Origin of the sequence: Peiella sedimenti, assembly GCF_030504955.1 — a bacterium.
GTDB lineage: Bacteria > Pseudomonadota > Alphaproteobacteria > Caulobacterales > Caulobacteraceae > Brevundimonas > Brevundimonas sedimenti.
This window is the reverse complement of the sequence record NZ_JAUKTR010000005.1, coordinates 191,167-215,462: the sequence shown is the minus strand read 5'-3', so window position 1 is coordinate 215,462 and position 24,296 is coordinate 191,167. Positions and strand designations below refer to the sequence as shown.

The 24,296-nt window shown below is 70.7% G+C and carries 27 protein-coding genes; 16 read left to right on the top strand and 11 right to left on the bottom strand.

Going from position 1 to position 24,296, the window contains the following annotated elements; translation table 11 throughout:
• The first annotated feature begins 58 nt into the window (after nucleotides 1-58).
• Entirely contained in the window at nucleotides 59-589 is a 531-nt protein-coding gene (locus Q0812_RS12325; RefSeq protein ID WP_302110660.1) for a disulfide bond formation protein B, read from the top strand.
• Nucleotides 573-1,142 (top strand): demethoxyubiquinone hydroxylase family protein, encoded by a 570-nt coding sequence (locus tag Q0812_RS12320; protein ID WP_302110637.1) that lies wholly within the window; start codon nucleotides 573-575, stop codon nucleotides 1,140-1,142. Before Q0812_RS12325 ends, Q0812_RS12320 begins: the two co-directional genes overlap by 17 nt.
• Nucleotides 1,143-1,207: 65 nt before the next feature.
• Here Q0812_RS12320 and Q0812_RS12315 read toward each other — a convergent pair whose 3' ends face one another.
• The 3 genes from Q0812_RS12315 to Q0812_RS12305 form a co-directional block, all read right to left on the bottom strand.
• Nucleotides 1,208-1,609: a hypothetical protein gene (locus tag Q0812_RS12315; RefSeq protein ID WP_302110636.1), complete on the bottom strand. Its 402-nt coding sequence runs from the start codon at nucleotides 1,607-1,609 to the stop codon at nucleotides 1,208-1,210.
• Nucleotides 1,609-1,989, bottom strand: coding sequence for an ElaB/YgaM/YqjD family protein (locus tag Q0812_RS12310; protein ID WP_302110635.1), 381 nt, complete (start codon nucleotides 1,987-1,989; stop codon nucleotides 1,609-1,611). The genes Q0812_RS12315 and Q0812_RS12310 overlap by 1 nt, the downstream gene beginning before the upstream one ends.
• A 125-nt stretch (nucleotides 1,990-2,114) precedes the next feature.
• The gene (locus tag Q0812_RS12305) at nucleotides 2,115-2,750 is read right to left on the bottom strand and encodes a DUF4142 domain-containing protein (RefSeq protein WP_302110634.1); all 636 of its coding nucleotides are present in this window, start codon (nucleotides 2,748-2,750) and stop codon (nucleotides 2,115-2,117) included.
• A gap of 119 nt (nucleotides 2,751-2,869) precedes the next feature.
• Here Q0812_RS12305 and thpR point away from each other — a divergent pair, with 119 nt between their 5' ends.
• A complete protein-coding gene (gene thpR, locus Q0812_RS12300; protein ID WP_302110633.1) occupies nucleotides 2,870-3,400 on the top strand; it encodes an RNA 2',3'-cyclic phosphodiesterase in 531 nt (176 codons plus the stop codon).
• The gene (locus Q0812_RS12295; protein WP_302110632.1) at nucleotides 3,397-4,239 is read left to right on the top strand and encodes an HpcH/HpaI aldolase/citrate lyase family protein; all 843 of its coding nucleotides are present in this window, start codon (nucleotides 3,397-3,399) and stop codon (nucleotides 4,237-4,239) included. Before thpR ends, Q0812_RS12295 begins: the two co-directional genes overlap by 4 nt.
• Here the strand turns inward: Q0812_RS12295 and Q0812_RS12290 are convergent.
• Nucleotides 4,236-4,739, bottom strand: coding sequence for a YbjN domain-containing protein (locus tag Q0812_RS12290; protein WP_302110631.1), 504 nt, complete (start codon nucleotides 4,737-4,739; stop codon nucleotides 4,236-4,238). The two genes, Q0812_RS12295 and Q0812_RS12290, sit on opposite strands and share 4 nt — an antisense overlap.
• Nucleotides 4,736-5,836 carry a cell division protein ZapE gene (gene zapE / locus Q0812_RS12285; protein WP_302110630.1) on the bottom strand — a complete coding sequence of 367 codons (1,101 nt, stop codon included), beginning with the start codon at nucleotides 5,834-5,836 and terminating at the stop codon, nucleotides 4,736-4,738. The genes Q0812_RS12290 and zapE overlap by 4 nt, the downstream gene beginning before the upstream one ends.
• Nucleotides 5,837-5,941: 105 nt before the next feature.
• Between zapE and Q0812_RS12280 the strand changes: the two genes are divergently transcribed.
• The 3 genes from Q0812_RS12280 (at nucleotide 5,942) to Q0812_RS12270 (ending at nucleotide 8,214) form a co-directional block, all read left to right on the top strand.
• Nucleotides 5,942-6,985 (top strand): aspartate-semialdehyde dehydrogenase, encoded by a 1,044-nt coding sequence (locus tag Q0812_RS12280; protein ID WP_302110629.1) that lies wholly within the window; start codon nucleotides 5,942-5,944, stop codon nucleotides 6,983-6,985.
• Entirely contained in the window at nucleotides 6,982-7,911 is a 930-nt protein-coding gene (gene rarD / locus Q0812_RS12275) for an EamA family transporter RarD (RefSeq protein WP_302110628.1), read from the top strand. Before Q0812_RS12280 ends, rarD begins: the two co-directional genes overlap by 4 nt.
• Before the next feature lie 63 nt (nucleotides 7,912-7,974).
• Nucleotides 7,975-8,214: a hypothetical protein gene (locus Q0812_RS12270; RefSeq protein ID WP_302110627.1), complete on the top strand. Its 240-nt coding sequence runs from the start codon at nucleotides 7,975-7,977 to the stop codon at nucleotides 8,212-8,214.
• Here the strand turns inward: Q0812_RS12270 and Q0812_RS12265 are convergent.
• Nucleotides 8,199-9,305 (bottom strand): serine hydrolase domain-containing protein, encoded by a 1,107-nt coding sequence (locus Q0812_RS12265; protein WP_302110626.1) that lies wholly within the window; start codon nucleotides 9,303-9,305, stop codon nucleotides 8,199-8,201. The two genes, Q0812_RS12270 and Q0812_RS12265, sit on opposite strands and share 16 nt — an antisense overlap.
• 38 nt (nucleotides 9,306-9,343) lie before the next feature.
• Nucleotides 9,344-9,526, bottom strand: coding sequence for a hypothetical protein (locus Q0812_RS12260; RefSeq protein ID WP_302110625.1), 183 nt, complete (start codon nucleotides 9,524-9,526; stop codon nucleotides 9,344-9,346).
• Between the two features lie 90 nt (nucleotides 9,527-9,616).
• Here Q0812_RS12260 and obgE point away from each other — a divergent pair, with 90 nt between their 5' ends.
• From obgE to Q0812_RS12220, 8 genes are all read left to right on the top strand, one after another.
• A complete protein-coding gene (gene obgE / locus Q0812_RS12255) occupies nucleotides 9,617-10,663 on the top strand; it encodes a GTPase ObgE (protein WP_302110624.1) in 1,047 nt (348 codons plus the stop codon).
• A 64-nt stretch (nucleotides 10,664-10,727) separates the two neighbouring features.
• Nucleotides 10,728-11,390, top strand: coding sequence for a nicotinate-nucleotide adenylyltransferase (locus Q0812_RS12250; RefSeq protein ID WP_341923629.1), 663 nt, complete (start codon nucleotides 10,728-10,730; stop codon nucleotides 11,388-11,390).
• 58 nt (nucleotides 11,391-11,448) lie between these two features.
• The gene (gene rsfS, locus Q0812_RS12245; protein WP_425281574.1) at nucleotides 11,449-11,880 is read left to right on the top strand and encodes a ribosome silencing factor; all 432 of its coding nucleotides are present in this window, start codon (nucleotides 11,449-11,451) and stop codon (nucleotides 11,878-11,880) included.
• 19 nt (nucleotides 11,881-11,899) lie between these two features.
• Complete coding sequence (gene rlmH, locus Q0812_RS12240; protein ID WP_302110623.1) at nucleotides 11,900-12,367, top strand: 23S rRNA (pseudouridine(1915)-N(3))-methyltransferase RlmH; 468 nt, start codon at nucleotides 11,900-11,902, stop codon at nucleotides 12,365-12,367.
• 3 nt (nucleotides 12,368-12,370) lie between these two features.
• Entirely contained in the window at nucleotides 12,371-13,462 is a 1,092-nt protein-coding gene (locus Q0812_RS12235) for a murein hydrolase activator EnvC family protein (protein WP_302110622.1), read from the top strand.
• A 112-nt stretch (nucleotides 13,463-13,574) separates the two neighbouring features.
• Complete coding sequence (locus tag Q0812_RS12230) at nucleotides 13,575-14,984, top strand: S41 family peptidase (RefSeq protein ID WP_302110621.1); 1,410 nt, start codon at nucleotides 13,575-13,577, stop codon at nucleotides 14,982-14,984.
• An 81-nt stretch (nucleotides 14,985-15,065) separates the two neighbouring features.
• The gene (locus Q0812_RS12225; RefSeq protein WP_302110657.1) at nucleotides 15,066-16,250 is read left to right on the top strand and encodes a divergent polysaccharide deacetylase family protein; all 1,185 of its coding nucleotides are present in this window, start codon (nucleotides 15,066-15,068) and stop codon (nucleotides 16,248-16,250) included.
• Entirely contained in the window at nucleotides 16,247-16,738 is a 492-nt protein-coding gene (locus tag Q0812_RS12220) for an RNA pyrophosphohydrolase (RefSeq protein ID WP_302110620.1), read from the top strand. The genes Q0812_RS12225 and Q0812_RS12220 overlap by 4 nt, the downstream gene beginning before the upstream one ends.
• Here Q0812_RS12220 and Q0812_RS12215 read toward each other — a convergent pair.
• Nucleotides 16,735-17,961 (bottom strand): NAD(P)/FAD-dependent oxidoreductase, encoded by a 1,227-nt coding sequence (locus Q0812_RS12215; RefSeq protein WP_302110619.1) that lies wholly within the window; start codon nucleotides 17,959-17,961, stop codon nucleotides 16,735-16,737. The two genes, Q0812_RS12220 and Q0812_RS12215, sit on opposite strands and share 4 nt — an antisense overlap.
• An 85-nt stretch (nucleotides 17,962-18,046) precedes the next feature.
• On the opposite strand from Q0812_RS12215, the gene Q0812_RS12210 reads away from it, so the two are divergent.
• Entirely contained in the window at nucleotides 18,047-19,078 is a 1,032-nt protein-coding gene (locus Q0812_RS12210; RefSeq protein WP_302110618.1) for a phosphotransferase family protein, read from the top strand.
• A 3-nt stretch (nucleotides 19,079-19,081) separates the two neighbouring features.
• Here the strand turns inward: Q0812_RS12210 and Q0812_RS12205 are convergent, their stop codons facing one another.
• Genes Q0812_RS12205 through Q0812_RS12195 form a run of 3 tightly spaced genes read right to left on the bottom strand, consistent with a single transcriptional unit; the run spans nucleotide 19,082 to nucleotide 24,228 of the window.
• The gene (locus tag Q0812_RS12205) at nucleotides 19,082-19,798 is read right to left on the bottom strand and encodes a DUF1223 domain-containing protein (RefSeq protein WP_302110617.1); all 717 of its coding nucleotides are present in this window, start codon (nucleotides 19,796-19,798) and stop codon (nucleotides 19,082-19,084) included.
• 54 nt (nucleotides 19,799-19,852) lie between these two features.
• On the bottom strand, nucleotides 19,853-22,081 hold the full coding sequence (locus Q0812_RS12200; RefSeq protein ID WP_302110616.1) for a prolyl oligopeptidase family serine peptidase: 2,229 nt from the start codon (nucleotides 22,079-22,081) through the stop codon (nucleotides 19,853-19,855).
• 20 nt (nucleotides 22,082-22,101) lie between these two features.
• Nucleotides 22,102-24,228, bottom strand: a complete 2,127-nt coding sequence (locus tag Q0812_RS12195) for a prolyl oligopeptidase family serine peptidase (RefSeq protein ID WP_302110615.1) — start codon at nucleotides 24,226-24,228, stop codon at nucleotides 22,102-22,104.
• Nucleotides 24,229-24,296: the final 68 nt, after the last annotated feature.

Here is a 24,296-nt window from a genome sequence, read left to right as displayed (position 1 = left end):
CGTAACGCCCAACCAGGCAATCGACGCCGCCTTGAGGCCGCGCTAATGCTGGCGGGTGATGATGGACATCTATCGCTTCGTGACCCGCTGGTGGTGCGCGTTCGCGCTGCTGGCTTCCCTGTCCCTGCTGGCGGCGGCGCACGCCTTCGAGGTCTATGGGGGGCTGGCGCCCTGCGCCCTGTGCCTGAAGCAGCGCGAGGTGCTGTGGGCCGCGGCCGGGCTGTCGGCCATGGGCACCGCCTGGGCCCTGATCAGCCGGGCCAGGGGCACGCCGCGGATCACGGCCTTCCTGCTGTTCGCCATCTTCGCCACATCCGCCATCGTGGCCGGCTATCACGCCGGCGGCGAACTGAAGTGGTGGGATCTGCCGGCGACCTGTTCGGGCGGCGGCGGCCAGGTGGACCTGTCCCAGCTGTCCGCCTTCCTGGACGGCACGGCCCGCGCCCGTCCGCCCATGTGCGATGTGGTCGCCTGGAGCTGGCTCGGCATTTCCATGGCCGGGTGGAACGCGCTGATCTCGGTGGTGTTGGCGGTCATCAGCCTGATCGCCTCGCGCCGTCCGGAGGACGCCCGTGCGCCCCGCTCGTGACATTCCCCTGCCGCGCCCCGGCCTGGGCCAGACCCGCGCCCGCCTGGCGGAAATTCTGCGCGTCGACCACGCCGGCGAGCTGGGGGCGGTGCATATCTATCGCGGCCAGCGCGCCGTGCTGGGCCAGGCGCCGGGCCGCGAGCGCGCCGCCGAGGTCCTGGCCGACATGGAGGGTCACGAGCAGGCCCACCTGAACCGCTTCGACGCGCTTCTGACCGAGCATCGGGTGCGCCCGACCCTGCTGGCCCCGCTGTGGCGCGCGGCCGGATTCGCCGTGGGGGCGGGCACGGCCCTTTTGGGTGAGAAGGCGGCGCACGCCTGCACCGAGGCGGTCGAGACCGTCATCGAGGACCACTACGCGACCCAGATTGAAGAGCTGGCCGAGCGCGAGCCGGAGCTGGCGGCGGAGCTGTCGCGCTTTCGCGACGAGGAACTGGCCCACCGCGACCAGGCGGTGGACGAGGGCGCGCGCGAGGCGCCCGGCTATGCGGTGCTGTCGGCGGCGATCCAGGCGGGCTGCCGCGCCGCCATCAAGATCAGCGAGAAGATCTAGACCGAAATCGGTTGAGCGGGCCGCACGCCCGCGAAGCTCAGAGTTCGGTCCAGAAAAAACAGCCGCTAGCGTCGGCGCCCGCGATTGCGGGTGTGCGCCTTTTCGGTGAAGGCGGCGGCCACCAGGGTGGTCAGGGCCGGATTGCGCAGGAAGATGAAGCCGGCCGCCAGGGCGGCGACCGTGCCCAGGATCGGCCGCTGCTTGAACAGGGCGATGGCGCGGTCAGTGATGCCGACCTCTTCTTCCTCTTCAGCGTCCTCGGCCTCGCGGGCGCCTACGGCGGCGCGGTAGGCGATGAAGCCCGCCAGGGCGAAGACCAGCGCGGTGCAGGCGGCGGCCGCCCAGGCGGGAATGAACCCGCTGAGCAGGTAGAAGACCGCCGCGCCCAGCGACACGACGATCACCACCGCCGCCGCCGAAGCGGCCGCGGCGGCGACCAGGGTAGTGACCAGCCCCCGTCCGAACATCAGCGGCGGCGGCCGCTCAGCAGCACGCCCAGGAAGAAGCCGATGCCCATGGCGATGGCCGCCGACTGCAGGGGCTTTTCCTGCACCCGCTCGCTGAGCAGGCGCTGGTACTCGTCGAGCTTCTCGGTGGCCTCGTCGTAATAGACCCGGCCGCGCTGACGGGCCTCGTCGTAGTAGGCGGACGCCCGGTCGCGGGTGGTGTCGTACATTTCGCGGGCGCGCTCGCGAGCCTGTTCGGCGCGCTGGCGCACGGTGGCCTCGGCGCGTGACGCCACGTCCTTGAGATGATCGGCCTCCTCGCGCAGGCCGGTCTTGAGGTCTTCTTTGAGCGCCTTGGCGTCGGTCTTGATCGCCGCGCGCGTGGTCGGATTACGGGCCATGATGATGTCTCCGGCGAAGCTTGGACGCATATAGGATCGGCTGGGGGCGGAACGCCAGTCTCACGGCCAAGGTTCCAGCGAAAATCCGACGTTCCGCCCCGCTTCTCCGCTTAGCGTGCCGGGGATCAGTTGGTTCCAGCCGCGCCGGCCTCGTTGGCTTCGCGGTCGTCCAGCTGGCGCACCCGGTCAAGGTGACGCTGCAGCGCCGGCAGGGTCGTGGCGGCGAACTGCTTCAGACGCGGATTGTCGCCGTTCTGGGCGTAGTTCTGGAACAGGGCCACGGCGCGCTCATGGGCCTCGGTCTGGATGTCGAGGTAGCGGTCGCCGAAGTCCTCGCCGTTCAGGCCGCGCAGGTCGTTCATCTTCTGCATGTGCTCGGCGTCCAGCGACGTCGGCATGGTGAAGTTGAGGCCGGCTTCGCTGACGGCGGCCTGCATGTCCTGGCCGGCGCGGGTATGATCGGTGATCATCATGTCGGCGAACTCGGTGATCGGCGCGGGCTGGTTCTTCTCCTTGGCCAGGCGCGAGGATTCGATCTCAAACATGTTGCTCACGGCCGCCATCTGCAGGAAGCCCATGGCGTCGCTGGGGGTCTCGGCGCCCATGCCCGGCTGCATGGCCCCGTCGGTCAGAACCTCGCCTTCGGACTGACCGGCCGGGTTCCGCGCCGTGTTGGCGTCGGACTCGTTGTCGCCGCAGGCGGCCAGGCCGAGAGCGGCGGCGGAAAGCACGGTTACAAGGGCGGTCGCGGTGCGTCGCATGGGGAAGTCTCCTTTGACTGATGAGCGGTTACGCCCGGCCCCAACCGCCCAGCGCCACGCCTGTTCCCGAAAACGTGATCGCCCGTCGCCTTCGCGCCGCAATCTGGCTAGGAAGCGCCATGCGCCTGTTCGCCGCCATCGCCGTGCCAGAGGACGTGGCCGACGGCCTGGCCCGTCGCCAGTCCGGCCTGCCGGGGGCGAAGTGGCGGCCGCGCGAGGCGCTGCACATCACCCTGCGCTTCTTCGGCGAGGCGACGCCCCGGCAGGCGGACGACCTGGACGCGGAGCTGAGCTCCATTCATCGCGCGCCCTTCGAGCTGAATCTTGAGGGCGTCGGGGCGTTCGGGGATGGCCATACCGAGCGGGCGGTCTGGGCCGGCGTCGCCCCTTCCGAGGCGCTGGAGGCGCTGCATCGCAAGTGCGAGACCGCTGCACGGCGCGCAGGGCTGGCGGCCGAGACGCGCGCCTACCGTCCGCACGTGACCCTGGCCTATCTGAAACGTCCCGATCCCAAGCGCGTCGCCGCCTGGATCACGGGGCACAATCTGCTCAGGTCGCCGCCATTTCGGGTGGATCGGTTCGGCCTCTATTCGTCGTGGCTGTCGCTAAACGGCTCCACCTACGAACTGGAGCGGGAGTACCTGCTGTGAGGCGCACTGCCGAGAGGCCCCTGCGTTCGGTCCTGTTCCTGCCGGCGGAGCGCGAGCGGGCGGTGGCCAAGGCCCGGACCCTGCCGTGCGACGCCGTGGCGCTGGACCTGGAGGATGCGGTCGGACCCGAGGCCAAGGACGCGGCGCGCGAGGCGGCGCTCGCGGCCCTGGCCGCAGGCTTCGGCGAGCGGCTGGTCGCCCTGAGACTGAACGCCCTTTCCAGTCCGTGGGGCGGACGCGACCTGGAGGCCGCCGCGCGGGCGGCGCCGGACGCGGTGATCCTGCCCAAGGTCGAGGGCGCCGCCGATGTGGCGCGCGCCGCCGAGACCCTGCCCGAGACCACGGCCGTCTGGGCCATGATCGAGACCCCGGCGGGCCTGATGAACCTGGCCGCCATCGCCTCGGCCGCGCCGGGCCGACTGAAGGCGCTGATCCTGGGCCAGAACGATCTGCTGGCCGAACTGGGCGCTCAGGCTTTGCCGGGCCGCCCCGTGATCGCCGCCTTCGCCCCCTGGATCCTGGCGGCCGCCCGGGCCAACGGGCTGTTCGCGCTGGACGGCGTGTACAACGCCTTCGCCGATGCGGAGGGCTTCGCGGCCGAATGCGCGCAGGGCCGCGCCTGGGGGTTCGACGGCAAGACCCTGATCCACCCCTCCCAGGTGGCGCCCTGCAACGCGGCGTTTTCCCCATCAGAGGCCGAACTGGCCTGGGCCCGTTCGGTGGTCGAGCTGTTCGGGCGCCCTGAAAACAGCCAGGCCGGGGCGGTCAGGCTGGGGGATCAGATGGTCGAGCGGCTGCATCTGCGCAGGGCCGAGGCCCTGCTGGCGAGCCTAGACTAGGTCGCCGGCGGGATCGCCCAGGCGCCGAACTCGGGCAGGAAGGTCAGCCACAGCTCGAGCTGCTCGTCGAGCGCCTGACGGCTGAGGCCGCCCGAGAGATAAACCGGGTGACGCGCCACGAGGCCGCCGTCGACGGCCACGGCCTTGAGGAAAAGGTGGCCCCGGTTCCATTCGTTGGCGCGCTCGGCGCTGGGCTGCTGGGCGCGGAAGCCGGACGAGAACTCAAGCACCCGGCACCGCTCGGCCTCGCACGCCTGAAGCTGGGCCTCCCAGGCGATGCCGTTGTGTTCGGCGGCCATGTAGGTCCCGCCTGAGTCCGTACGCCGTTCGGCGGACACGCCCTGAGCCGTCAGCCAGGCCAGCAGCTCATCCTCGGTCATGCCCTGGGCGAAGGGCGGTGCGGAGGCGGCCTCGCGCGACCAGGCCGAGGGCGCGGGCTGGCTGAGCGAAAGGGAAGGCGTCGCCAGGAGCGCCGCCAGGGCCACGAGGATCGTTCTCATTCAGGTCGCTCCTGTCCGGTGCGTTCCAGATAGTCGGCGGAGGCCATTTCGTGCAAACGCGAGGCGGTGCGCTGGAACTCGAAGGCCCCTGTTCCCTGCGGATAGAGGTCGTCAGGCGCCGCCTCGGCCAGGACCACCAGCCGCGCCCGCGCCTCGTAGAGGGCGTCGATCAGGGTGACGAAGCGGCGGGCCGCCTCGCGGCGCGAGGGGTCCAGATGGGGGACCCCCTCAAGGAACAGGGTGTGGAAGGCCTCGGCCACGGCCAGGTAGTCCGATGGACCCAGGGGTTGCTCGCACAGCTGATCGAACGTGGCGCGGGCGAGACCACCGGCGGTGCGATCCAGCGTCAGGGTGCGGCCCTTGACGGTCAGGGTGTGCGGCTCCTCGGTCTCGCCGCCCTTGAGCGCGCCCCAGCAGGCCTCGAAGCCTTCGGGCTCCTCGACGAAATAGGTCTGGGCGCCCCGCAGCCGGTCGAGCCGCCAGTCCCGCGCGCCGGACAGCTGGACCACGTCGCATTCGGTCCGGATCATGTCGATGAAGGGCAGGAACAGCTGGCGGTTGATGCCGTCGCGGTAGAGGTCCTGAGGCGCGCGGTTCGAGGTGGCCACCAGCGTCACGCCCCGCGCGAACAGGGCCTGGAACAGCCGCCCCAGAATCATGGCGTCGGCGATGTCCGTCACCTGCAGCTCATCGAAGCAGAGCAGGCGCGCCTCGCGGGCGATGCGCTCGGCGACGGGCGGGATGGGATCGTCGCCCCTGGCCGAACCGAAGGCGGCGCGGCGCTGAGCGGGATCGCCCTCGCGCCAGGTGCGGATCAGCTCGTGAACCTCGGCCATGAAGGCGTGAAAGTGCGCCCTCCGCTTGGGCTGGGGCGCGGCCTGGTAGAACAGGTCCATCAGCATGGACTTGCCCCGGCCCGGCGGTCCCCAGAGGTAGAGGCCCCTGGCCTGGACGCGCCGTCGAAACAGGCCCTGGCGTTGGTTCAGCCGCCCCAGCACGGCCTGAAGGGCGTCCAGCGCCGCGCGCTGCGCCGGATCGGTGGTGAGCGTCCCGGCCTGCACGAGGCGGTCGTAGGCGGCGGAGAGGGTCTGAGCCATGCCTGACCGCGCTTAGCCTGCGCCGCCCGCTTGCGCAAAGCGCGCGCCTTGTGCGGCGAGGGTCGGAGGCCTATTTGCCCGGGACCAGCCTCAGGAGAGATCGGGATGAGCTACCGCGTGGCCGTCGTCGGCGCGACCGGGAATGTCGGCCGTGAGATGCTCGCCATCCTGGACGAGCTGCAGTTCCCCGTCAGCGAGCTGCACGCCCTGGCCTCGCGCAAGTCGCAGGGGCTGGAGGTGGCCTTCGGCGACCGCACGGTGAAGTGCCAGAACCTGGAGCGCTTTGAATTCTCGCAGGTGGATCTGGTGCTGATGAGCGCGGGGGGCGACGTCAGCCGCGAATGGGCGCCCAAGATCGCCGCGGCCGGGGCGCTGGTCATCGACAACTCTTCGGCCTTCCGCATGGACCCGGACGTGCCGCTGATCGTGCCGGAGGTGAACCCTCACGCCATCCACGAGGCGAAGAAGCGCATCATCGCCAATCCGAACTGCACCACGGCGGCCCTGGTCGTGGCGCTGAAGCCGCTGCACGACGCGGCCCGGGTGACGCGCGCGGTGGTCTCCACCTATCAGTCGGTCTCGGGCACCGGAAAGGCGGCCACGGACGAGCTGTGGAACCAGACAAAGGGGCTCTATGGGCTGAATGAAGTCGCCCCCAAGGCCTATCCCAAACAGATCGCCTTCAACGTCCTGCCCCAGTGCGGCGACTTCCGCGACGACGGCTATACCGTCGAGGAAGCCAAGATGTGGGACGAGACTCACAAGATGGTCGATCCGGGCATCCGGCTGACTGTCACCTGCGTGCGGGTGCCCGTGTTCGTGGGACACTCGCTGTCCGTGAACCTGGAGTTCGAAAGCCCGCTCGACGCCGAGGACGCGCGCGACGTCCTGCGCGAGGCGCCGGGCGTCATGGTCGTGGACAAGCACGAGGACGGCGGCTGGATCAGCCCCATCGAGTGCGTGGGCGAGTTCGCGACCTTCGTCTCGCGCATCCGCAACGACCCGACCATCGAGAACGGCCTGTCGCTGTGGGTGGTGTCGGACAACCTCAGGAAGGGCGCGGCGCTGAACGCCGTTCAGATCGCCCAGCTGGCCCATGAGGAAGGCGTCCTGACCTCGCGCGGCTATCGTACGCTCGCCGTCGGATGAGCCCAGCCGACAAGGGCGCCGAGGGCGCCCGCGCCGCCCTGCTGGCCGGCGTCATGTGCTTCGTCATCTGGGGTCTGGCGCCCCTGGCCTATCAGCCCATGGGCCGGGCCGGCGCCGACGCCTGGGAGATCATGGCCCATCGCACCCTGTGGTCGGTGATCCTGGCCGGCGTGCTGGTGCTGCTGGCGAAGCAGGGAGCGCAGGTGCGGCGTGTGTTCCGCGACGCGCGGTTGCTGGGCTGGCTGGCGGCCTCGACCGTGCTGATCGCCGTCAACTGGGTGGTGTTCGTCTGGGCCGTGAACAACGGCCACACGCTTGAGACCAGCCTCGGCTACTATCTGAACCCGCTGCTCAACATGGCGCTGGGCGTATGGCTGTTCCGCGAGCGGCTGGGCGGTTTCGGGAAGGCCGCCATCGCGCTGGCCGCCGTGGGCGTGGCCTTGCAGGCCCTGGCCATCGGGCAGCTGCCGTGGGTGTCGCTGGTGCTGGCCTTTTCCTTCGCGGGCTATGGCGTCATCCGGAAGCGCGCGGCCGTCGACGCCCAGGCGGGCCTGCTGGTCGAGTGCCTGCTGATGGCGCCCTTCGGCGTCGCCTGGCTGATCTGGCTTGAGATGCACGGTCAGGGGCACTTCACCGCCGCGCCGCAGGTGGTGGCGCTGCTGGCGCTGGCCGGGCCGCTGACGGTGTTTCCGCTGGCGCTGTTCTCGTGGGCGGCGCGGCGGATGCCGCTGTCGGCCATGGGCTTTCTGCAGTTCATCGCGCCGACGATCAGCTTCTGCATCGGCGTGGCCCAGGGCGAACCCTTCAATGCGTTGAGGGGCGTCTCCTTCGCCTTCATCTGGGCGGGGGCGGTCACCTTTGCGGCGGGCGCCTTCATCCGCAACCGCGCCTCACGCAAGGCGGCGGAAAGGACGCGGGTGGTTTGATCCAGGCCCTTCCCGAAGGTGTGCGCTTCGCCCTATGGTTGTTCCGCTTGAAGGGGAGCCGCCATGACCCGTCTTTGGCCCCGTAATCTGCTGGCCCGTTTGGGCCTGATGCTCGTGCTTGCCGCCGCCCTTGTTTCCGCCGCGCTGACCTTCATGCCGGATCAGTTGCTGATCACCTGGGCGTTCAATACGAACGCGCTGGGTGCCCTGCTGAAAGCGCCCTACGTGATCATGGCGCTGGGCGGCTCGGGCCTGATCCTATTCACCGCTGGATTGCTGTGGAGCCGTCAAAGGCGCTCGTAGGCCGCCTCGATCAGCTTGACCGGGCGCGGATCGCCGATCAGGTGGACCGATTGCCTGTTCATGACATAGGCGCCCGACAGCCGCCGCTCGGGATCGGCGAAGGCGCAACTGCCGCCCCAGCCGGAATGGCCGACCGTCTGTTCGCCCGGCCCGTAAACCCAGACGCCTTGGTTGCGCATGAAGCCCGCGGCCCAGGACAGGACGAAGGGCAGCACACGGTCCTGGCCCTGCACGCGCTCGGCCATGGCGGCGCGCGCCGTGTCGGGGGAGAGGACCTGTCGCCCCTCCATCATGCCGTCGCAGGCCATGACCGACATGAGCCGGGCCAGGTCGCGGGCCGTGGCGTGACCGTTGGCCGAAGGGATCTCTAGCCTGCGCCAGGCCGCCGAGCCGCGTCCGCCAGGCGCCGAGCCGCGATCCAGGAAGGCGGCGCGCTTGATGTCGTCCAGCTGGCCCAAGTCGGCGGCGGCCGGCGGCTTCTTCATTTCGGCGCAGCGCCCGTGCTCGCTGTCGGGCAGGCCGATCCAGATATCGAGGCCGAACGGCTCGCCGAGGTCCTCGCGCAGGGCCGTCCCGAGGCTGCGGCCGTCCAGCCTGCGAAACACCTCGCCGATCAGATAACCGCCGGTTATCGGGTGGTAGCCCGAGCCCTGACCCAGGGGCCACATGGGGGCCTGGCCCGCCAGCTTCGCCAGCACGGCGGGCGGATCGAACCAGATCCCCGGATCCTGGGGCGTATCGAAGCCCGGCAGGCCCGCCTGGTGAGAGAGAAGCTGCTCGAAGGTCACGGCCGCCTTGCCCGCCTGGCCGAACTCGGGCCAGACCTCGGCCACCGGCGTGGTCCAGCCGATGCGGCCCTGATCCACAAGGCGCGCGGCCATCAGCGCCGTCACCGCCTTGGTGGTCGAGAAGACCGGGGTCAGGGTCCGGCGGTCGAAGGGCCGCTCGCGCGCCAGATCGGCATGGCCGCCGATGAGGTCCAGCACCACCTCGCCCTCGATACAGAGGGTGAAGGCGGCGCCCAGCTCCTCGCCGCTTTCAAGGGCGGCGTCGAAAAGGTCCCGGACGGCGGAGAAGCTGTGGTCGGTCATGGGGGCGATCTAACGCCGCCGCCGCCCCGCTGAAACCCTCAGTGACGTTTCTGATCGCCGCGATCGCCCTGACCCGGCTTGGCTTCGGTCTTGGCCTTCTGGCGCACGTCCTGGGACAGGGAGCGCGAGACGTCGTCGCTCTTCCCGAACGTGCCGTCCTCGTTGCGGCGCTGGTAGCGCTTGTCGCCGGGGGTGGGTTCGATCAGTTCGCGGTCGCCCATGGCGGATCTCCTCTGACTACACTCCAGCGATAGAACCCTTTCGGAGTCCGCCTGTTCCTCGGACGCGGGTTGGGCCATAAGGCGGGCGCGATGAAGTTCCTCGACCAGGCCAAGATCTATGTGCGCTCCGGCAACGGCGGCGCGGGCGCCGTCTCGTTCCGGCGCGAGAAGTACATCGAGTACGGCGGTCCCGACGGCGGCGACGGCGGCCGGGGCGGCCATGTCTGGATCGAGGCGGTGGAGGGGCTGAACACCCTGATCGATTACCGCTACCAGCAGCATTTCAAGGCCCAGACCGGCCACCACGGCCAGGGCCGCCAGATGCATGGCGCGGCGGGCGACGACGTGGTGCTGAAGGTTCCGGTCGGCACCCAGGTGCTGGACGAGGACAAGGAGACGCTGATCGCCGACATGGATGAGGCCGGCAAGCGCATCCTGCTGCTGAAGGGCGGCAACGGCGGCTGGGGCAATGTCCACTTCAAGGGGCCGGTGAACCAGGCCCCGCGCCACGCCAATCCGGGCCAGGAGGGCGAGGAGCGCTGGATCTGGCTGCGCCTGAAACTGATCGCCGATGTGGGGCTGGTGGGACTGCCCAACGCGGGCAAGTCCACCTTCCTGGCGGCGGTGTCGGCGGCCCGGCCCAAGATCGCCGACTATCCCTTCACCACCCTGACGCCGAACCTGGGCATGGTGGACCTGAGCCAGTCCGAGCGCTTCGTGGTGGCGGACATCCCCGGCCTCATCGAGGGGGCGTCCGAAGGCGCGGGTCTGGGCACCAAATTCCTGGGCCACGTGGAGCGCACGGCGGTGCTGATCCATCTGGTGGACGCCACCCAGGAGGATATCGCCGGCGCCTACGCCACCATCCGCGCCGAGCTGGAGGCCTATGGCGGCGGTCTGGCCGAGAAGGCCGAGATCGTGGCCCTGAACAAGGTGGACGCCCTGGACGAAGAGGGGCGCGAGGCGGCGCGCGAAGCCCTGGCCCAGGCGTGCGGGCGCGAGCCCATGCTGGTTTCCGGCGTCTCGGGCGAAGGCGTCACCGAGCTGCTGCGCGCCGCCTGGCGCCAGGTGCTGGTCACGCGCGGACTTGAGGCGCAGACGGAGCAAATGGGTGAGGACACGGGCTGGACCCCGTGATATGCGCGAACTGAGCATAAGGGGCGGCTAGGCCCCGGACCCGCGGATCACGGACGATAGCTTCTTGCCCCGCTACGCCTTCGCCGGACCCGCCCCCCGAAAGCCGATGCCCCACGGCGCGGTCCGCGACACGCTGAACCTGCAGCCCGGCATGAAGGTCGGCCTCTTCGGCGGCTCGTTCAATCCGGCCCACGAGGGCCACGCCCATGTGGCCGAGACGGCGCTGATCCGGCTGGGTCTGGACCGGATCGTCTGGCTGGTCTCGCCGCAGAATCCCCTCAAGAGCGCGAGCGAGACGGCCTCGCTGGACCAGCGCATGGCCTCGGCGCGGCGCTTCGCGGCCAATCCGAGAATGGTCGTGTCCGACTTCGAGACGCGCACAGGCTGCGGCTGGACGGTCGACACCCTGCGCGCGGTGGTGCAGCGGCATCCGGCCGTGCACTTCGTCTGGATCATGGGCTCGGACAATCTGGAGAGCTTCCACCTGTGGCGGGGCTGGATGGAGATCGCCCGCATGATGCCCATCGCCGTGGTGGGCCGGCCCGGCTCGCTGATCGACAGCCGCATGGGGCCGGCGGCCAGGCGCCTGGGCCGTCACCGCGTGCCGATCCAGGCGGCGCGCCTGTTGCCGACCATGGAGCCGCCGGCCTGGGTGTTCCTGCGCGCGCCGCTCAATCCCGCCTCGTCCACCGCCCTGCGACAGTCGGCGCCGCCGATGCGGACGTGACCGGAACCCGCCCCTGTGCTAGGCATTGGGCTGACAAAGGCCCTCAAGGAGCACTTCGCTGAACGCCCCCTCCGCGCATGACGCGCAACCGGACGCCGTTTCCAACACCGCCCGTGAAGATCGGCCCGCGCCCAGGCTGCGGGATGAGGACGGGGGCCTGCAGGAGCTGATCCTGGCCAAGCTCGACGAAGACAAGGCCGAGGACATCGTCTCCATAGACCTGCGGGGCAAGAGCCCCATGGCCGACACCATGATCGTGGCCTCTGGCCGCTCGCACCGGCATGTGGGCGCCCTGGCGGACCATCTGCTGCGCGCCCTCAAGGAGGCCGGCATGGGCCGCGCCCGCGTCGAGGGCCTGCCGCACTGCGACTGGGTGCTGATCGACGCCGGGGACGTGATCGTCCACCTGTTCCGGCCCGAGGTGCGCGCCTTCTACAACATCGAGAAGATCTGGTCGGTCGAGAGCGCCCACCGCGGCCAGGCCGGCTGAGCCCGTAAGGGGCCCGGCCTTGCGCATCCTCATCCTCGCCATCGGACGCCTGGGCCGCGGGCCTGAGGCCGACCTCGTGCGCCTGTACCTCGACCGCGCCACGGCGGCGGGGCGGGCCCTGGGCCTGGGGCCGGTCGAGCAGGTGGAGATCGAGCCGCGCAAGCCCGGCAAGGCCGCCGAGGCCGAGGCCATCCTCGCCGCCCTGCCGGAACGGGCGGTGCTGATCGCCTGCGACGAACGGGGCCGGACGCTGGCCTCTCGCGCCTTCGCCGGCCGCATCGAGGCCCTGCGCGACCAGGGCGAGCGGACGCTGGTCTTCGTCATCGGCGGCGCCGATGGGCTGGATCAGACGGTGCGCGACCCGGCGCGCGAGCTGCTGGCCTTCGGGCCCCAGACCTGGCCGCACGCCCTGGCGCGGGTCATGCTGGCCGAACAGGTGTACCGGGCCGTGACGATCCTGTCCGGCTCGCCCTACCATCGTGATTGACCCATGGCCCGCCTGAGGCCCGTCCTGATCCTGCCCCTGATGCTGGCCCTGGCCGCGCCGGCCGCAGCCACCCTGCAGGTTTCACCCGAGGAAGCCGGGCGGTTGCAGGCGCGCCGCCAGGACGAGCTGAGCCGCGCGCGCCGCCTGCGCCAGGACGCCCGCGCCGTGGCCGAGGAGATCGCCCGGCTCAGCCAGGAGCAGGCGCGGCTGGCGCTGGACCAGACCGGCGATCAGGCCACGCTGCTGGAGCAGCGCGCCCGGCTGGACGCCCTGCGCGCCCGGGAGACCGAAATCCTGACGCGGCTGGGCGCGGAGCGCGGACGACTGTCTCGCCTGTTGGGCGCGCTGCAGCTGTTCCGCCGGGACCCGCCGCCGGCCCTGCTGGTGTCGCCGGACTCGGCCACGGACGCGGTCCGAGCCGCCATACTGATGCAGGCCGTGACGCCCGCCCTGAAGCGGCGCGCCGACGCCCTGGCCGCCGAGCAGTCGCGCGTCCTGACGCTGCGCCGCCAGGCGGTGATCGAAAGCCAGGCGCTGATCACGACCGAGAGCGCGCTCAGCGAGCGCGGCGCCGACATCGAGGCCCTGATCGCCCAGCGGCGCGCGCTGGAGGCCGGGCTCAGCCAGGACGCCGATGCGGCGGACGCCGAGGCCGATGCGCTGGGGCGGCGTCTGCGCGCCCTGGGCCTGGAGGTGGGCGACCTGCCGCCGGACAGTGGTCCGGCCCTGCGCGGCGCGGCCGGCCTGCCCGGCGGGCGGACCCGGCTGACCCCACCCCTTCCGGGCGGCTTCACGCCCCAGGATCGGGGCCTGTCCTGGCGGGCCGAGGCCCTGGCGGGCGTCGCCGCTCCCGCTGAGGGCCGCGTCGACTACGCCGGACCGCTGGAGGGCTGGGGCCAGGTGGTCGTCCTCCATCTCGGAGGAACCTGGCGGGTGGTGGTCGCAGGTCTGGGCGAGACAACGGTGGCCACGGGCGAGCGCGTGCGCGAGGGTCAGGTTCTGGGACGGGCCCCGGACGCCGCCGGATCGGACATCTATGTGGAGGTTCGGCGCGAGGAACGGCCGGTCGATCCCGCGCGCTGGTTCCGCCGATGATGGGGCCCATTGGTCACACCCGTTCGCCTGACGGGCGACAGGGTCTCGACGCGGCCACAAACCGCCGTTCATATGCGGGCCAGCGGCTCCTTGCTTCGCCGCCGGAGGCTCAATGCGTAAATTCCTGATCGCCGGCGCCTGCGCCCTGGCCCTCGTCACCGCCGGAGGCGTCGCCGCCGTCGCTCGCCAGAACGAGCTGAGCGAGCAGGCCCAGACCTTCCGCATGCTGTCCCTGTTCGGCGACGTGCTGGCGGTGGTGAACCGCCTGTATGTGGTCGATGTCGACAACACCAAGCTGATCGAGGCGGCGCTCGACGGCATGATGCAGGCCTTGGACCCCCACTCGTCTTACATGTCGGCGGCCGACTACGCCCCGGTTCGCGAGCGCTCAGAGGGCCAGTATTCCGGCGTGGGTCTGGACCTGTCGGCCGAGGGCGGGCTGATCAAGGTGGTGTCGCCCATGGATGGCGGCCCGGCCCAGCGCGCGGGCGTGCTGCCCGGCGACGTCATCAGCGCCGTGGACGGCCAGAGCGTGACCGGCCTGCCCATGCGGGAAGTGTCGCAGAAGCTGCGCGGCGCCGCGGGCACCGAGGTGCGCGTCACCTTCCTGCGCGACGGCGCCGAGCCGCGCGAAGTCACCCTGACGCGCGACATCATCCGGGTGTCGGCGGTCCGCAGCCGCATGGAGGGCGACATCGGCTATATCCGCGTCGCCATCTTCAACGAGCGCGCGGGGGTCGAGACGCGTGAAGCGGCCGAGCGTCTGCTGGCCGAGAATCCGAACATGCGCGGTCTGGTGCTGGACCTGCGGAACAACGGCGGCGGCGTGCTGGAATCGGCCATCGAGATGACCGACGCCTTCCTCGAGCGCGGCGAGATCGTCTCCAAGCGCGGGCGCCGCCTGGAGGACATCCAGCGCTACCACGCCACGGCGGGCGACGTGCTGAACGGTCTGCCGCTGGTGGTGCTGATCAACTACGGCTCGGCGTCCGCGTCCGAGATCGTGGCCGGCGCGCTCAAGGATCACGAGCGGGCCACGATCGTGGGGCTGACCAGCTTCGGCAAGGGATCGGTCCAGACCGTCATGCCGTTGCGAGGCGGTCAGGACGGCGCGCTGTCCCTGACGACGCACCGCTACTACACGCCGTCGGGCCGCTCGATCCAGAAGATCGGCATCGAGCCGGACCTGGAGGTGGCCCGCTCGGCCGCCGAGGCCCGGATCGTGGCGCGGTCCAGCTTCATCTATTCGGAGGCCGCCTACGCCAATGCGCTGGACTCCTCGATCGGCGAGGAGCGTCGCGCCCCCCACGAGCCCGCCGAGGTTCCGCCGGAGGGCTATGCCGAAGACGGCGACTTCCAGCTGGAGCGGGCGCTGGACCTGCTGCGCGCGGGTGGGGATCTGGCCAGCCTGCCGCCCATTCGACAGCCCGAACCTGAGGCTGAGGACGAAGCCGCCGACGAGGCCCCGACGCCGGGGACCATGCGGCCGATCCCCAATCCGCCGAGAGGCCGGCGCCGTTAGGCTTTGTTAACCGCGACATAAGAGCTTTGGGCTTGGCGAACCCTCCCTTCCGGAGGGCGCTCGTCAATCCGGTTCTTGACCATGTTCGCCCGCCGCCAGTCCGCTCTCGCCGCCGCCGCAGGATCGCCGCCCGCCAAGACGGGCCGCGGCCTGAACCCCAAGGCCATTCTTTCGGGCCTCAAGCGCCCGCCTGTCGCCGTGCTCGCCGCCGGAACGCTGTTCATCGGCGCCGCCGCCGCCCTGGTCGCCATCGTCGGAGACCCCCGCGCCGGGGCGCCGGAGGCGCGCGTGGCCCTGAAGCGCGACCCGCGCCTGGATCAGGCGCCGGACGGCCTGTCCACCTTCTCCATGGACACGCTCGGCCTTTATCAGGACGCCAACGGCGCCCCGCTGGACGCCGAAGGCCAGCCCATCGATGGACAGGCGCTGATCACCATTCCCGGCGCGGACGGGACCTCGGGCCCGGTGCGCCGCTTCGCCGCCTCGCCGCTTGCGCCGGCCCCCATCGCGGCCCTGGTGCAGCCGGGACCGAACGGTCCGCTGCCCACGATCGCGCCGGACGGCCGCACGCCCTTCGAAGCCTATGCACGGCCCTTCCGCCCGGACGGACGGCCCAAGGTGGCCCTGATCGTCGGCGGCCTGGGCATCAATCCCACGGCCACGCGCAGCGCCATCGAGAATCTGCCGCCCGAAGTGACCCTGTCCTTCGTGCCCTATGCCGAGGGGCTGCAGGCCTGGATCGACATGGCCCGGGCGGCCGGCCACGAGGTGCTGCTCGAGATTCCCATGGAGCCGGTCGATTACCCCCAGAACGACCCGGGTCCCTACACCCTGGTCTCGACCGCCGGCCCGCAGGAGATCACCCGGCGCATGGAATGGCTGCTGGCCCGCGCCACGGGCTATGCGGGGGTGACCAACTACATGGGCGAGCGCTTCGTCACCTCCGACGGCCCCATGACCGCCTTCCTGCAGATCCTGCGGCAGCGGGGCCTGGCCTTCATGGACGACGGGTCGGCCCGGCGGCGGCCCGGCGCCTTCGCGCGCGCCAGCGCCGACGCGGTGGTCGACCGCACCCTGACGCCCGATGACGTGACCGCCGCCCTGGCGGCTCTGGAGGCGCAGGCCAAGACGCGGGGCCAGGCGCTGGGCAGCGGCTTCGCCTATCCGGTGACGGTCGAGGCGGCGGCGCGTTGGACGCAGGGCCTGTCGGAACGCGGGGTGCAGCTGGCGCCCGCCTCGGCCCTGGCCCGGCGGCCCGGCCGTTGAGCGAGGCGGCCGGCGACTTCCCCCGGCACCGCCCCAATGTGGGCGTCGTCCTGATCAACCGCGACGGTCTCGTCTGGTACGGCCGGCGCCGCGGCCAGGGCGGTCCCCATTCCTGGCAGTTTCCGCAAGGGGGCGTCGATCCGCACGAAGAGGCGGCCGGCGCCTATGAATACGCGGCGCGGCGCGAGCTGCGCGAGGAGACCGGCGTCACCTCCGTCGAGTACCTGGCCAGCACCGAAGGCTGGATCGCCTATGACTTCCCGGCCGAGATTCTGGGCCGGGGCAAATGGCGGGGCCAGAAGCAGATCTGGTTCGCCTATCGCTTCACCGGCGAGGACGCAGAGGTGGACCTGAAGGCCTATCCACCCATCGAGTTCGACGCCTGGCGATGGGGCCGGCTGGCCGAGGCGCCCGAGCTGATCGTGCCCTTCAAGCGGCCCGCCTATGAGCGCGTGGTCGAGGCGTTCGGCCACCTCGCTGCAGACTAGGCCTTCGTCACCGCCTTCATCGACACGGTGGGATCGGCCAGCAGGGCGTCGTCCACCGGCTTGCCCGAGGCGATCAGCAGCCGCCCGCCCATGAATTCCTGGGGCGCATTCAGCGCCTCGACCGCGCGCAGGCGGTCGCCCTTCAGGTGGAAGACGGCGAAGCGGTCCGTGGCGGCGTCCCTTCGGATCACCTGTCGGTCAGCATCGATGAACAGGCCGGCCACCTGGAGCTTGAGGTCGTACTGGTCGGACCAGAACCACGGAACCTCAGGGGGAGGCGGCGGCGCGCCGGAGATGGCGGCGGCGGCCTGCTTGGCCGTCTCAAGAGCGCTGGGCACGCTCTCGAGCCGTCCGGCCGAACCGTAGAGGGGCCAAGGGCGCCAGGCGCAGTCGCCGATGGCGAAGATGTCGTCGTCGCTGGTGCGGGCTTCCGCGTTCACGACCACCCCGTCGCGGCAGGTCAGGCCGGCGTCGCGCGCCAGCCGGTCCTCGGCCACGGCGCCCACGCCCACCAGCACCACGTCGGCCTCGAGAACGCGCCCATCGCTGAGCTCAACCCCGGTCCCCCCTGGCCGGATCGCGGCCACGCCCACGCCGGTCAGGATTTCGACGCCCGCCTGGCCGTGGCGCGCCGCGATCCGCTCCGCCAGGGCCGGCGAGGCGGTGCGCGAGAGGACCCGGTCCTGCACCTCGACCACGGTAGCCGTGCAGCCCAGGGCGGTGGCCGAGGCGGCCGCCTCAAGCCCCACATAGCCCGCCCCGATCAGCACCAGACGGGCGCCGGGGGTCAGCCGCGCCTTCAGCCGATCGGCGTCGGCCATGGTGCGCAGGGTCAGCACCGCCGGATCGTCTCCGCCCGGAACCGGCAGCGTGCGCGCCCGCGACCCCGTGGCCAGGATCAGGGCGTCATAGGGGACGCCGGCGCCGGACCGGCTGCGGTCCAGCCGAACCATGCGCGCCTCGCGGTCAATCGCGCGGACGGCCACGCCGGTGACCAGCTCGATATCCTGCTCGCGATAGAAGCTCTCGGGACGCAGCAGCAGGCTGTCGCTGTCGGCCTCGCCCTTGAGCCAGGCCTTGGACAGGGGCGGGCGCTGATAGGGGCAGACGGGCTCGTCGCCGATCAGGGTCACCTGCCCCTTGAAGCCCATCTGGCGCAGCAGCGCCGCCGCCGTGCCTCCGGCATGGCCGGCGCCGATGATGACCACACGCTCGAACGTCATGGGCTGGCCCTGCTCCTCCATATGCGGCTAATTCAGCTAAGCCGCCCCGCCCTCCGAGACAAGAAAGTAAGGTATTGGGAAGCGCATGAGCTCGACCGCCGATCCCGCGCCCGACCTGGAGGGCCTGGCCCGATGGATGGCCGCGCGCGTGCCTGGTTTCGAAGGCCCGGTGGCGCTGGAGCGGTTCTCGGGCGGTCAGTCGAACCCGACCTATGCGCTGGTTTCGCCCTCGGGCCGATGGGTGCTGCGCCGCAAGCCGACGGGGCCGCTGCTGCCCTCGGCGCACGCGGTGGACCGTGAGTTTCGAGTGATCTCGGCCCTGTCGGGCGCCGGTTTCCCGGTTCCCAGGCCGGTCGGCTACGAGGAGGGTCCGGCCCTGGTCGGGGCGCCCTTCTACGTCATGGATTACGTGGAAGGTCGCATCTTCTGGACCCTGGCCCTGCCGGAACTGGCGCGCGCGGCGCGGCGGCCGATCTATGAGGCCCAGATCGATACCCTGGCCGATCTGCACCGGATTGATCCCGCCGAGGTTGGCCTGGGCGACTACGGCAAGCCGGGCGCCTATTTCGCCCGTCAGGTCGATCGCTGGTCGCGCCAGTACCGCGCGTCGGAGACCGACCCCCTGCCCGCCATGGACCGGCTGATCGAGTGGCTGCCCAGGACCCTGCCGCCCGAGGGCGAGGCGCGCATCGTCCATGGCGACTTCCGACTGGACAACATGATCTTCGCCGCCGATCGGCCCCAGGTGCTGGCGGTGCTGGACTGGGAGCTGTCGACCCTGGGCGACCCCATGGCGGACCTGGGCTACCTGCTGATCGCCTGGGTGATCCCGTCGTCGCAGCGTAACGGCCTGGCCGGGCTGGACCTGACCGCAGAAGGCCTGCCGACGGCGCAGGAAATGGTCGAGCGGTATCAGGCCCGCACCGGGCGCAGGCTGACCGTCTCGCTGGACTGGCTGATGGCCTACAACCTGTTCCGGCTGGCGGCGATCTGCCAGGGCATCGCCGGGCGCATCCGCGACGGGACCGCGGCCAGCGCCGAGGCCAGGGCCACGGCGGCCCAGGCGCCGCTGCTGGCGGAGGCCGCCCTGTCCTTCGCCGTCAAGGCGGGCGCTTAAGGCTTAAGGGTCGAGGCGGTCGGCGGCGAGGATTTCGCCCGTGGCGCGGGCCTGGACCAGCACCACGGTCGTCAGGCCCGGCACTGAAGGCTCGGGAAGGTCATAGCTGGCCGCGCGACCGCGCCAGTCGCCGATGTCCGCCAGTTCGCGCACCACATTGGCGTGGGGAACGCTGACCCCGCGATTTTCGCCCCGCCGCACGAGCACGGGGTCGACCTCAGCCTGGTACCGCACCAGCCAGACGTCGGCGCCGCCGCGCGGGGCCCGGCCCGAGCCCACGGCGATGCGCTGGCCGTCGTTCTGAAAGCGCGTGTCGATCACCGCGCGGGGACGCCCCCGTTCTTCGCCAAGCAGCGTGTCCAGCGCCTCGGCCCGGACGCCCGGCGCCTGGCCGTGGCCGTTGATCACCACCTGGGGCGTGTAGATGTCCCGCTGGCGGAGCGCAGCGCGATAGGCCCGCTGGCGCTCGACGAACTCGGGCCTGGCGAAGGTGTCCTCCCAGCCCAGATAGTCCCAGTAGTCGACGCCGTAGGTCAGCACGATCAGGTCCGGGTTCCTGGCCAGGCCGGCGGCGTAGGCGTTGGCGTCGGGACAGCCGTCGCAGCCCTGCGCCGTGAACAGCTCGACCACGGTCAGGGGCCGCTCACGCCCCTCCTGAGCCTTGGCGGGCAGGCCGAAGGCGGCGAGCAGCAGGAGAGCGATAGCGAAGCGGACGCGCATGGCTTCCATGACTAAAGCAAGGTGGGCGGGTGGGCCGCTCACCTTGCCGTGAGATCAGTCCATCAGGCGCTGCGACAGATAGACGTAGTGCCGGGCCCAGCGCCGCGCATTGGCGCGCGGGTCGGCGTCATAGGAGTGGCCGCCCGAGGTGTCCTCATAGAGGAGGTAGTCGTGGCCCTGCTCGGCCAGACGGGCGGCGTACTTGCGCGCGTGACCCGGATGCACCCGGTCATCGCCGGTATTGGTGGTGATGTAGACCTCGGGCAGGTCGGCGTCGGGCCGCAGGTTCTGATAGGCCGAATAGCGCGAGATGAAGGCGGCGTCGCCGGGCACGCGGGGGTCGCCGTACTCGCCGATCCACGAGGCCCCGGCGGGCATCTCGTGATAACGCAGCATGTCGATCAGCGGGCTCTCGATCACCGCCGCGTCGATCAGGTCGGGGTGCTGGTTGACGAAGACGCTGGTCAGCACGCCGCCGTTCGATCGCCCGTAGATGCCCAGATGGTCGGGGCTGGTGACGCCGCGGTCGATCAGGTCCTGGGCCACGGCGGCGTAGTCATCGAAGGCCAGCTGGCGACGTTCGCGCAGTACGTCCTGGTGCCAGCGGGGGCCGAACTCGCCGCCGCCCCGGATGTTGGCGATGACATAGGCGCCGCCGCGCTCCAGCCAGATCTTGCCCATCTCGGGCACGTAGATGGAGGGCTTGGAAACCTGGAAGCCGCCATAGCCGTAGAGGATGGTCGGGGTGGAGCCGTCGAGGGTCATGCTCCGGGGACGGGCCAGGAAGTAGGGGATGCGCGTGCCGTCGCTGGACACGGCCTCGAACTGCTCGACCACGTGGGTCGAGGCGTCGAAGCGAGCCGGCGCCTGGGCGATGGCCTGGACCTGACCGGTGTCGACGTTGGCGCCCATCAGGGTCGGCGGCGTCAGCAGCCCCTCGGTCGAGAACAGCACCGTTCCCGAGCCGCGGCTGGAATCCACCAGATGGACCGAGATGTTGTCGTGCGGAATCAGATCGGTGCGCATCCACCGGTCGCCGTTGCGGCTGAAGCGCACCAGACCGCCACGCACATTGTCGTAGAGGACGGCGACGATGGAGCCCTCCAGCACGGCCACGCCGTCCAGTCCCTGGCGGTCCGTGGGGGCGAAGACGGTGAAGTCGCGCGAGGCGTCCGTCGCCGCGCCTTCGAGCGCCGACAGGGGCGCGGCGATGATGGTCCCCGCCGCATAGGTCTTGCCGCCAAGCGTCCAGGCCTCGTCGTTCTGGAAGATCAGCCGGTCGCCGATGACGCCGAAGACGTTCAGGCGCGCGGGCAGGTTCAGCTTGACCGGGCCGGTTTCGGTCAGCCGCCAGGTTTCCTGGCGGTAGGTGTCCAGCGGACGGCTGAAGATGGTGGCCAGGGGCCGCCCCTCGCCGTCGCGGTAGACGGTGGAATAGACGCCGTACCCGCCGTCGGACTGGTCGCCGGCGTAGACCACCTCGCCCTGATCCCAGGTCTGGCCGCGGCGCAGGCGCTTGACCGTGAAGGGATAGCCGGACTCCGTCAGGACCGAGCCCTCCCCGGCGTAGGCCGCCAGGATGGTGTCCTGGCTCTCCCAGTCGAGGCGGTGCTTGCCGGGCGCGAGATGGAAGCCGCCCTGGACGAAGGCCTTGGCCTGGGTGTCGAACTCGCGCACCTCGACCGTGTCGCCGCCGCCTTCCGACAGGCTGATCAGGCAGCGGGTCTCGTCGGGGGCCAGACAGTCGGCGCCCTTGTAGAACAGGTCCTTGCCCTCGGCCTGGGCCAGGGCGTCGATGTCCAGCACCGTCTCCCACTGCGGATTGCCCGAGCGGTAAGAAGCCTCTGACGTGCGGCGCCAGACGCCGCGCGGGTGCTCGGCGTCCTGCCAGAAGTTGTAGACCATGCCGCCCAGCAGCTCGGGCGTGGGGATGCGGTCCTGGGCCGAGAAGATGGCCAGGGCCTCCTGCCGGAACTGTTCGTAGCGCGGATCCTGCTCCAGGCGGGCGGCCGTGCGGGCGTTCTGCTGCTCGACAAAGGCCATGGAGCGGGCGCCGCGCACATCCTCCAGCCAGATGTAGGGGTCGGCGGCGGCGACGGCGGCCGGGCTGAGGTCGGCGGGCATGCCGGGCGGCGTAGCGGCCTGATCGGCCGCCATCGCAGCTGCCGCCGCGGCGGCGGCGGCGGCGGCGTTCGCGGCGGCGCCGGCATCCGCGTCGCTCATGGAGGCGCAGGCGGACAGGGTCAGGGCCGAGCAGGCGGCGAGCAGGAGGGTGCGGGTCATGGTCGTCCTTGGCTTGTCCGTCAGTCCATCAGGCGGCGGGTCAGGTAGGTGTATTCCAGCGCCATGCGGCGCGCCGTCTCGCGCAGGTTGGCGCCCGCGGCGTGACCGCCGTCCGTGTTCTCGTAGTACAGCACCGGATAGCCCAGCTGATCCAGACGCGCGGCCGCTTTGCGCCCATGCGACGGATGCACGCGGTCATCCTTGGTCGAGGTGTGGATGAACACCTCGGGGTAGGGCTGTCCTGCCTGCAAGCGCTGGTAAGGCGAGTATTCCTCGATCCAGGCGCGCTGCTCAGGGATGGCGGGGTCGCCATACTCGCCCCGCCACGAGGCCCCGGCCCCGATCTGGGTGTAGCGCAGCATGTCGAACAGCGGCACCTGGATGACGGCGGCGTTGAACAGCTCGGGCCGCTGGGTCAGCACGGCGCCGACCAGAAGCCCGCCCTGGCTGCCGCCCATCATGCCGAGGCGCCGGGGCGAGGTGATCTGACGCGCGATCAGGTCCTCGGCCACGGCAATGAAGTCCTCATGCGTGCGCTGGCGGTTCTGGCGCAGAGCGGCCTGGTGCCAGGCCGGCCCGAACTCGCCGCCGCCGCGGATATTGGCCACCACATAGGCGCCGCCACGCTCCAGCCACAGCTTGCCGACCGTGGCCGAATAGCCGGGCAGGAGCGCGTTCTGGAAGCCGCCGTAACCGTAAAGCAGGGTGGGCGTGGCGCCGTTCAGCGGCATGTCGGCGCGATGCACGACGAAGTAGGGGACCATGGTCCCGTCGGCCGATCGGGCCTGGAACTGCTCGACGGTCAGGCCCTCGGCGCTGAAGCGTTCGGGCGAGGTCTTGGCCACCTGGGTCTGCGCCGCCGCGGCGTCCGCGAGATAGAGGGTCGGCGGGGTCAGGTAGCCCGTGACGTTCACAAACAGCTGGTCGGTGGTCTCGCTGGTGGAGCCCAGCCCCACCGACACGTTCTCAGGCAGGGGCAGGCGGGTGCGCGTCCAGCCGGCCTCGGTCGCGCCCTCGGGCCGCAACACATAGATCGAGCCGCGCACGTTCTCGTACAGCGACACCAGCAGCTGATTGCGGGTGGTGGTCACGTCCTGGATGGAGTCGCGGGCGCCGGGCCGCAGCACCAGCTCGCCCCTGGCCGTGGCGGGATCGGCGATGAAGGCGTCAAGGTCCACGGCCACCAGGTCGCCCTGGCGGAAGCTGTCGCCCGACGGCATGGCCCAGTCGCTGAGCAGGCGCACGATCAGGCGGTCGCCCAGCAGGGCCTGCACCTCGGCGTCGCGCGGCAAGGCGAAGGGCTTGAGCCCCTCGGGCGTCAGAACGAACCGCTCGGAGTTGTAGTAGGCGATGGTGCGCTCGACGATCACGGCCCGCAGACGCCCGTCAGGATCGCGCAGGGTGTAGGCGCTGGCGGCCAGATCGTCCGGCTGGCCGCGATAGATTTCGACAGCCTGATCCAGACTCTGGCCGCGGCGCAGGCGCTTGACCACCAGCGGATAGCCGGACGTGCTGAGCGAGCCTTCGCCGAAGTCGCGATAGACGAGCAGTTCGTCGTTGCTCAGCCAGGTCGCGCCGCCCTTGGACTCCGGCAGGACGAAACCGCCCTCCACGAACCGCCCGGTCGAGGCGTCGAACTCGCGGATGGTGACGGCGTCCTTGCCGCCGTCGGACAGGCTGATCAGGCAGATGTCGTCATTGGGCGTTTGGCAGGTCGCGCCCTTGTAGACCCAGTTGGCGTTCTCGGCCCGGGCCAGGGCGTCGAAGTCGAGGATGGTGCGCCACTGCGGCTGGTCGGAGAGGTAGCTCTCCAGCGTGGTGCGGCGCCAGACGCCGCGAACGCTGGTCTGGTCCTGCCAGAAATTGTCGATGGTGCCGTCGCGGTTGAAGCCGGGCACGGCGATGCGGTCGCGCGCCTCAAGAATGGCGAGGGCCTGGTCATGCAGAGGCTGGTAGCGCGGATCGCCCTGCAGCACGCCGAGGCTGTAGCCGTTCTGTTCGGCCACCCAGGCGTCGACGCGCTCGCCTTCGGTCTGCTCCAGCCAGAAGAACGGGTCGTCCGAGCCGTCCGGCACCTGAGCCGCCGCCGTTCCAGACAACGCCGCGCTCATCGCCAGCGCCGTGAGCAGAAGTTTGCCGCCGCGCATTCAAGTCTCCCGAACTGCATCCGGCCACCATAGACAGGCCCGGCGGCCGGGCAAGCCGGACCCGACTT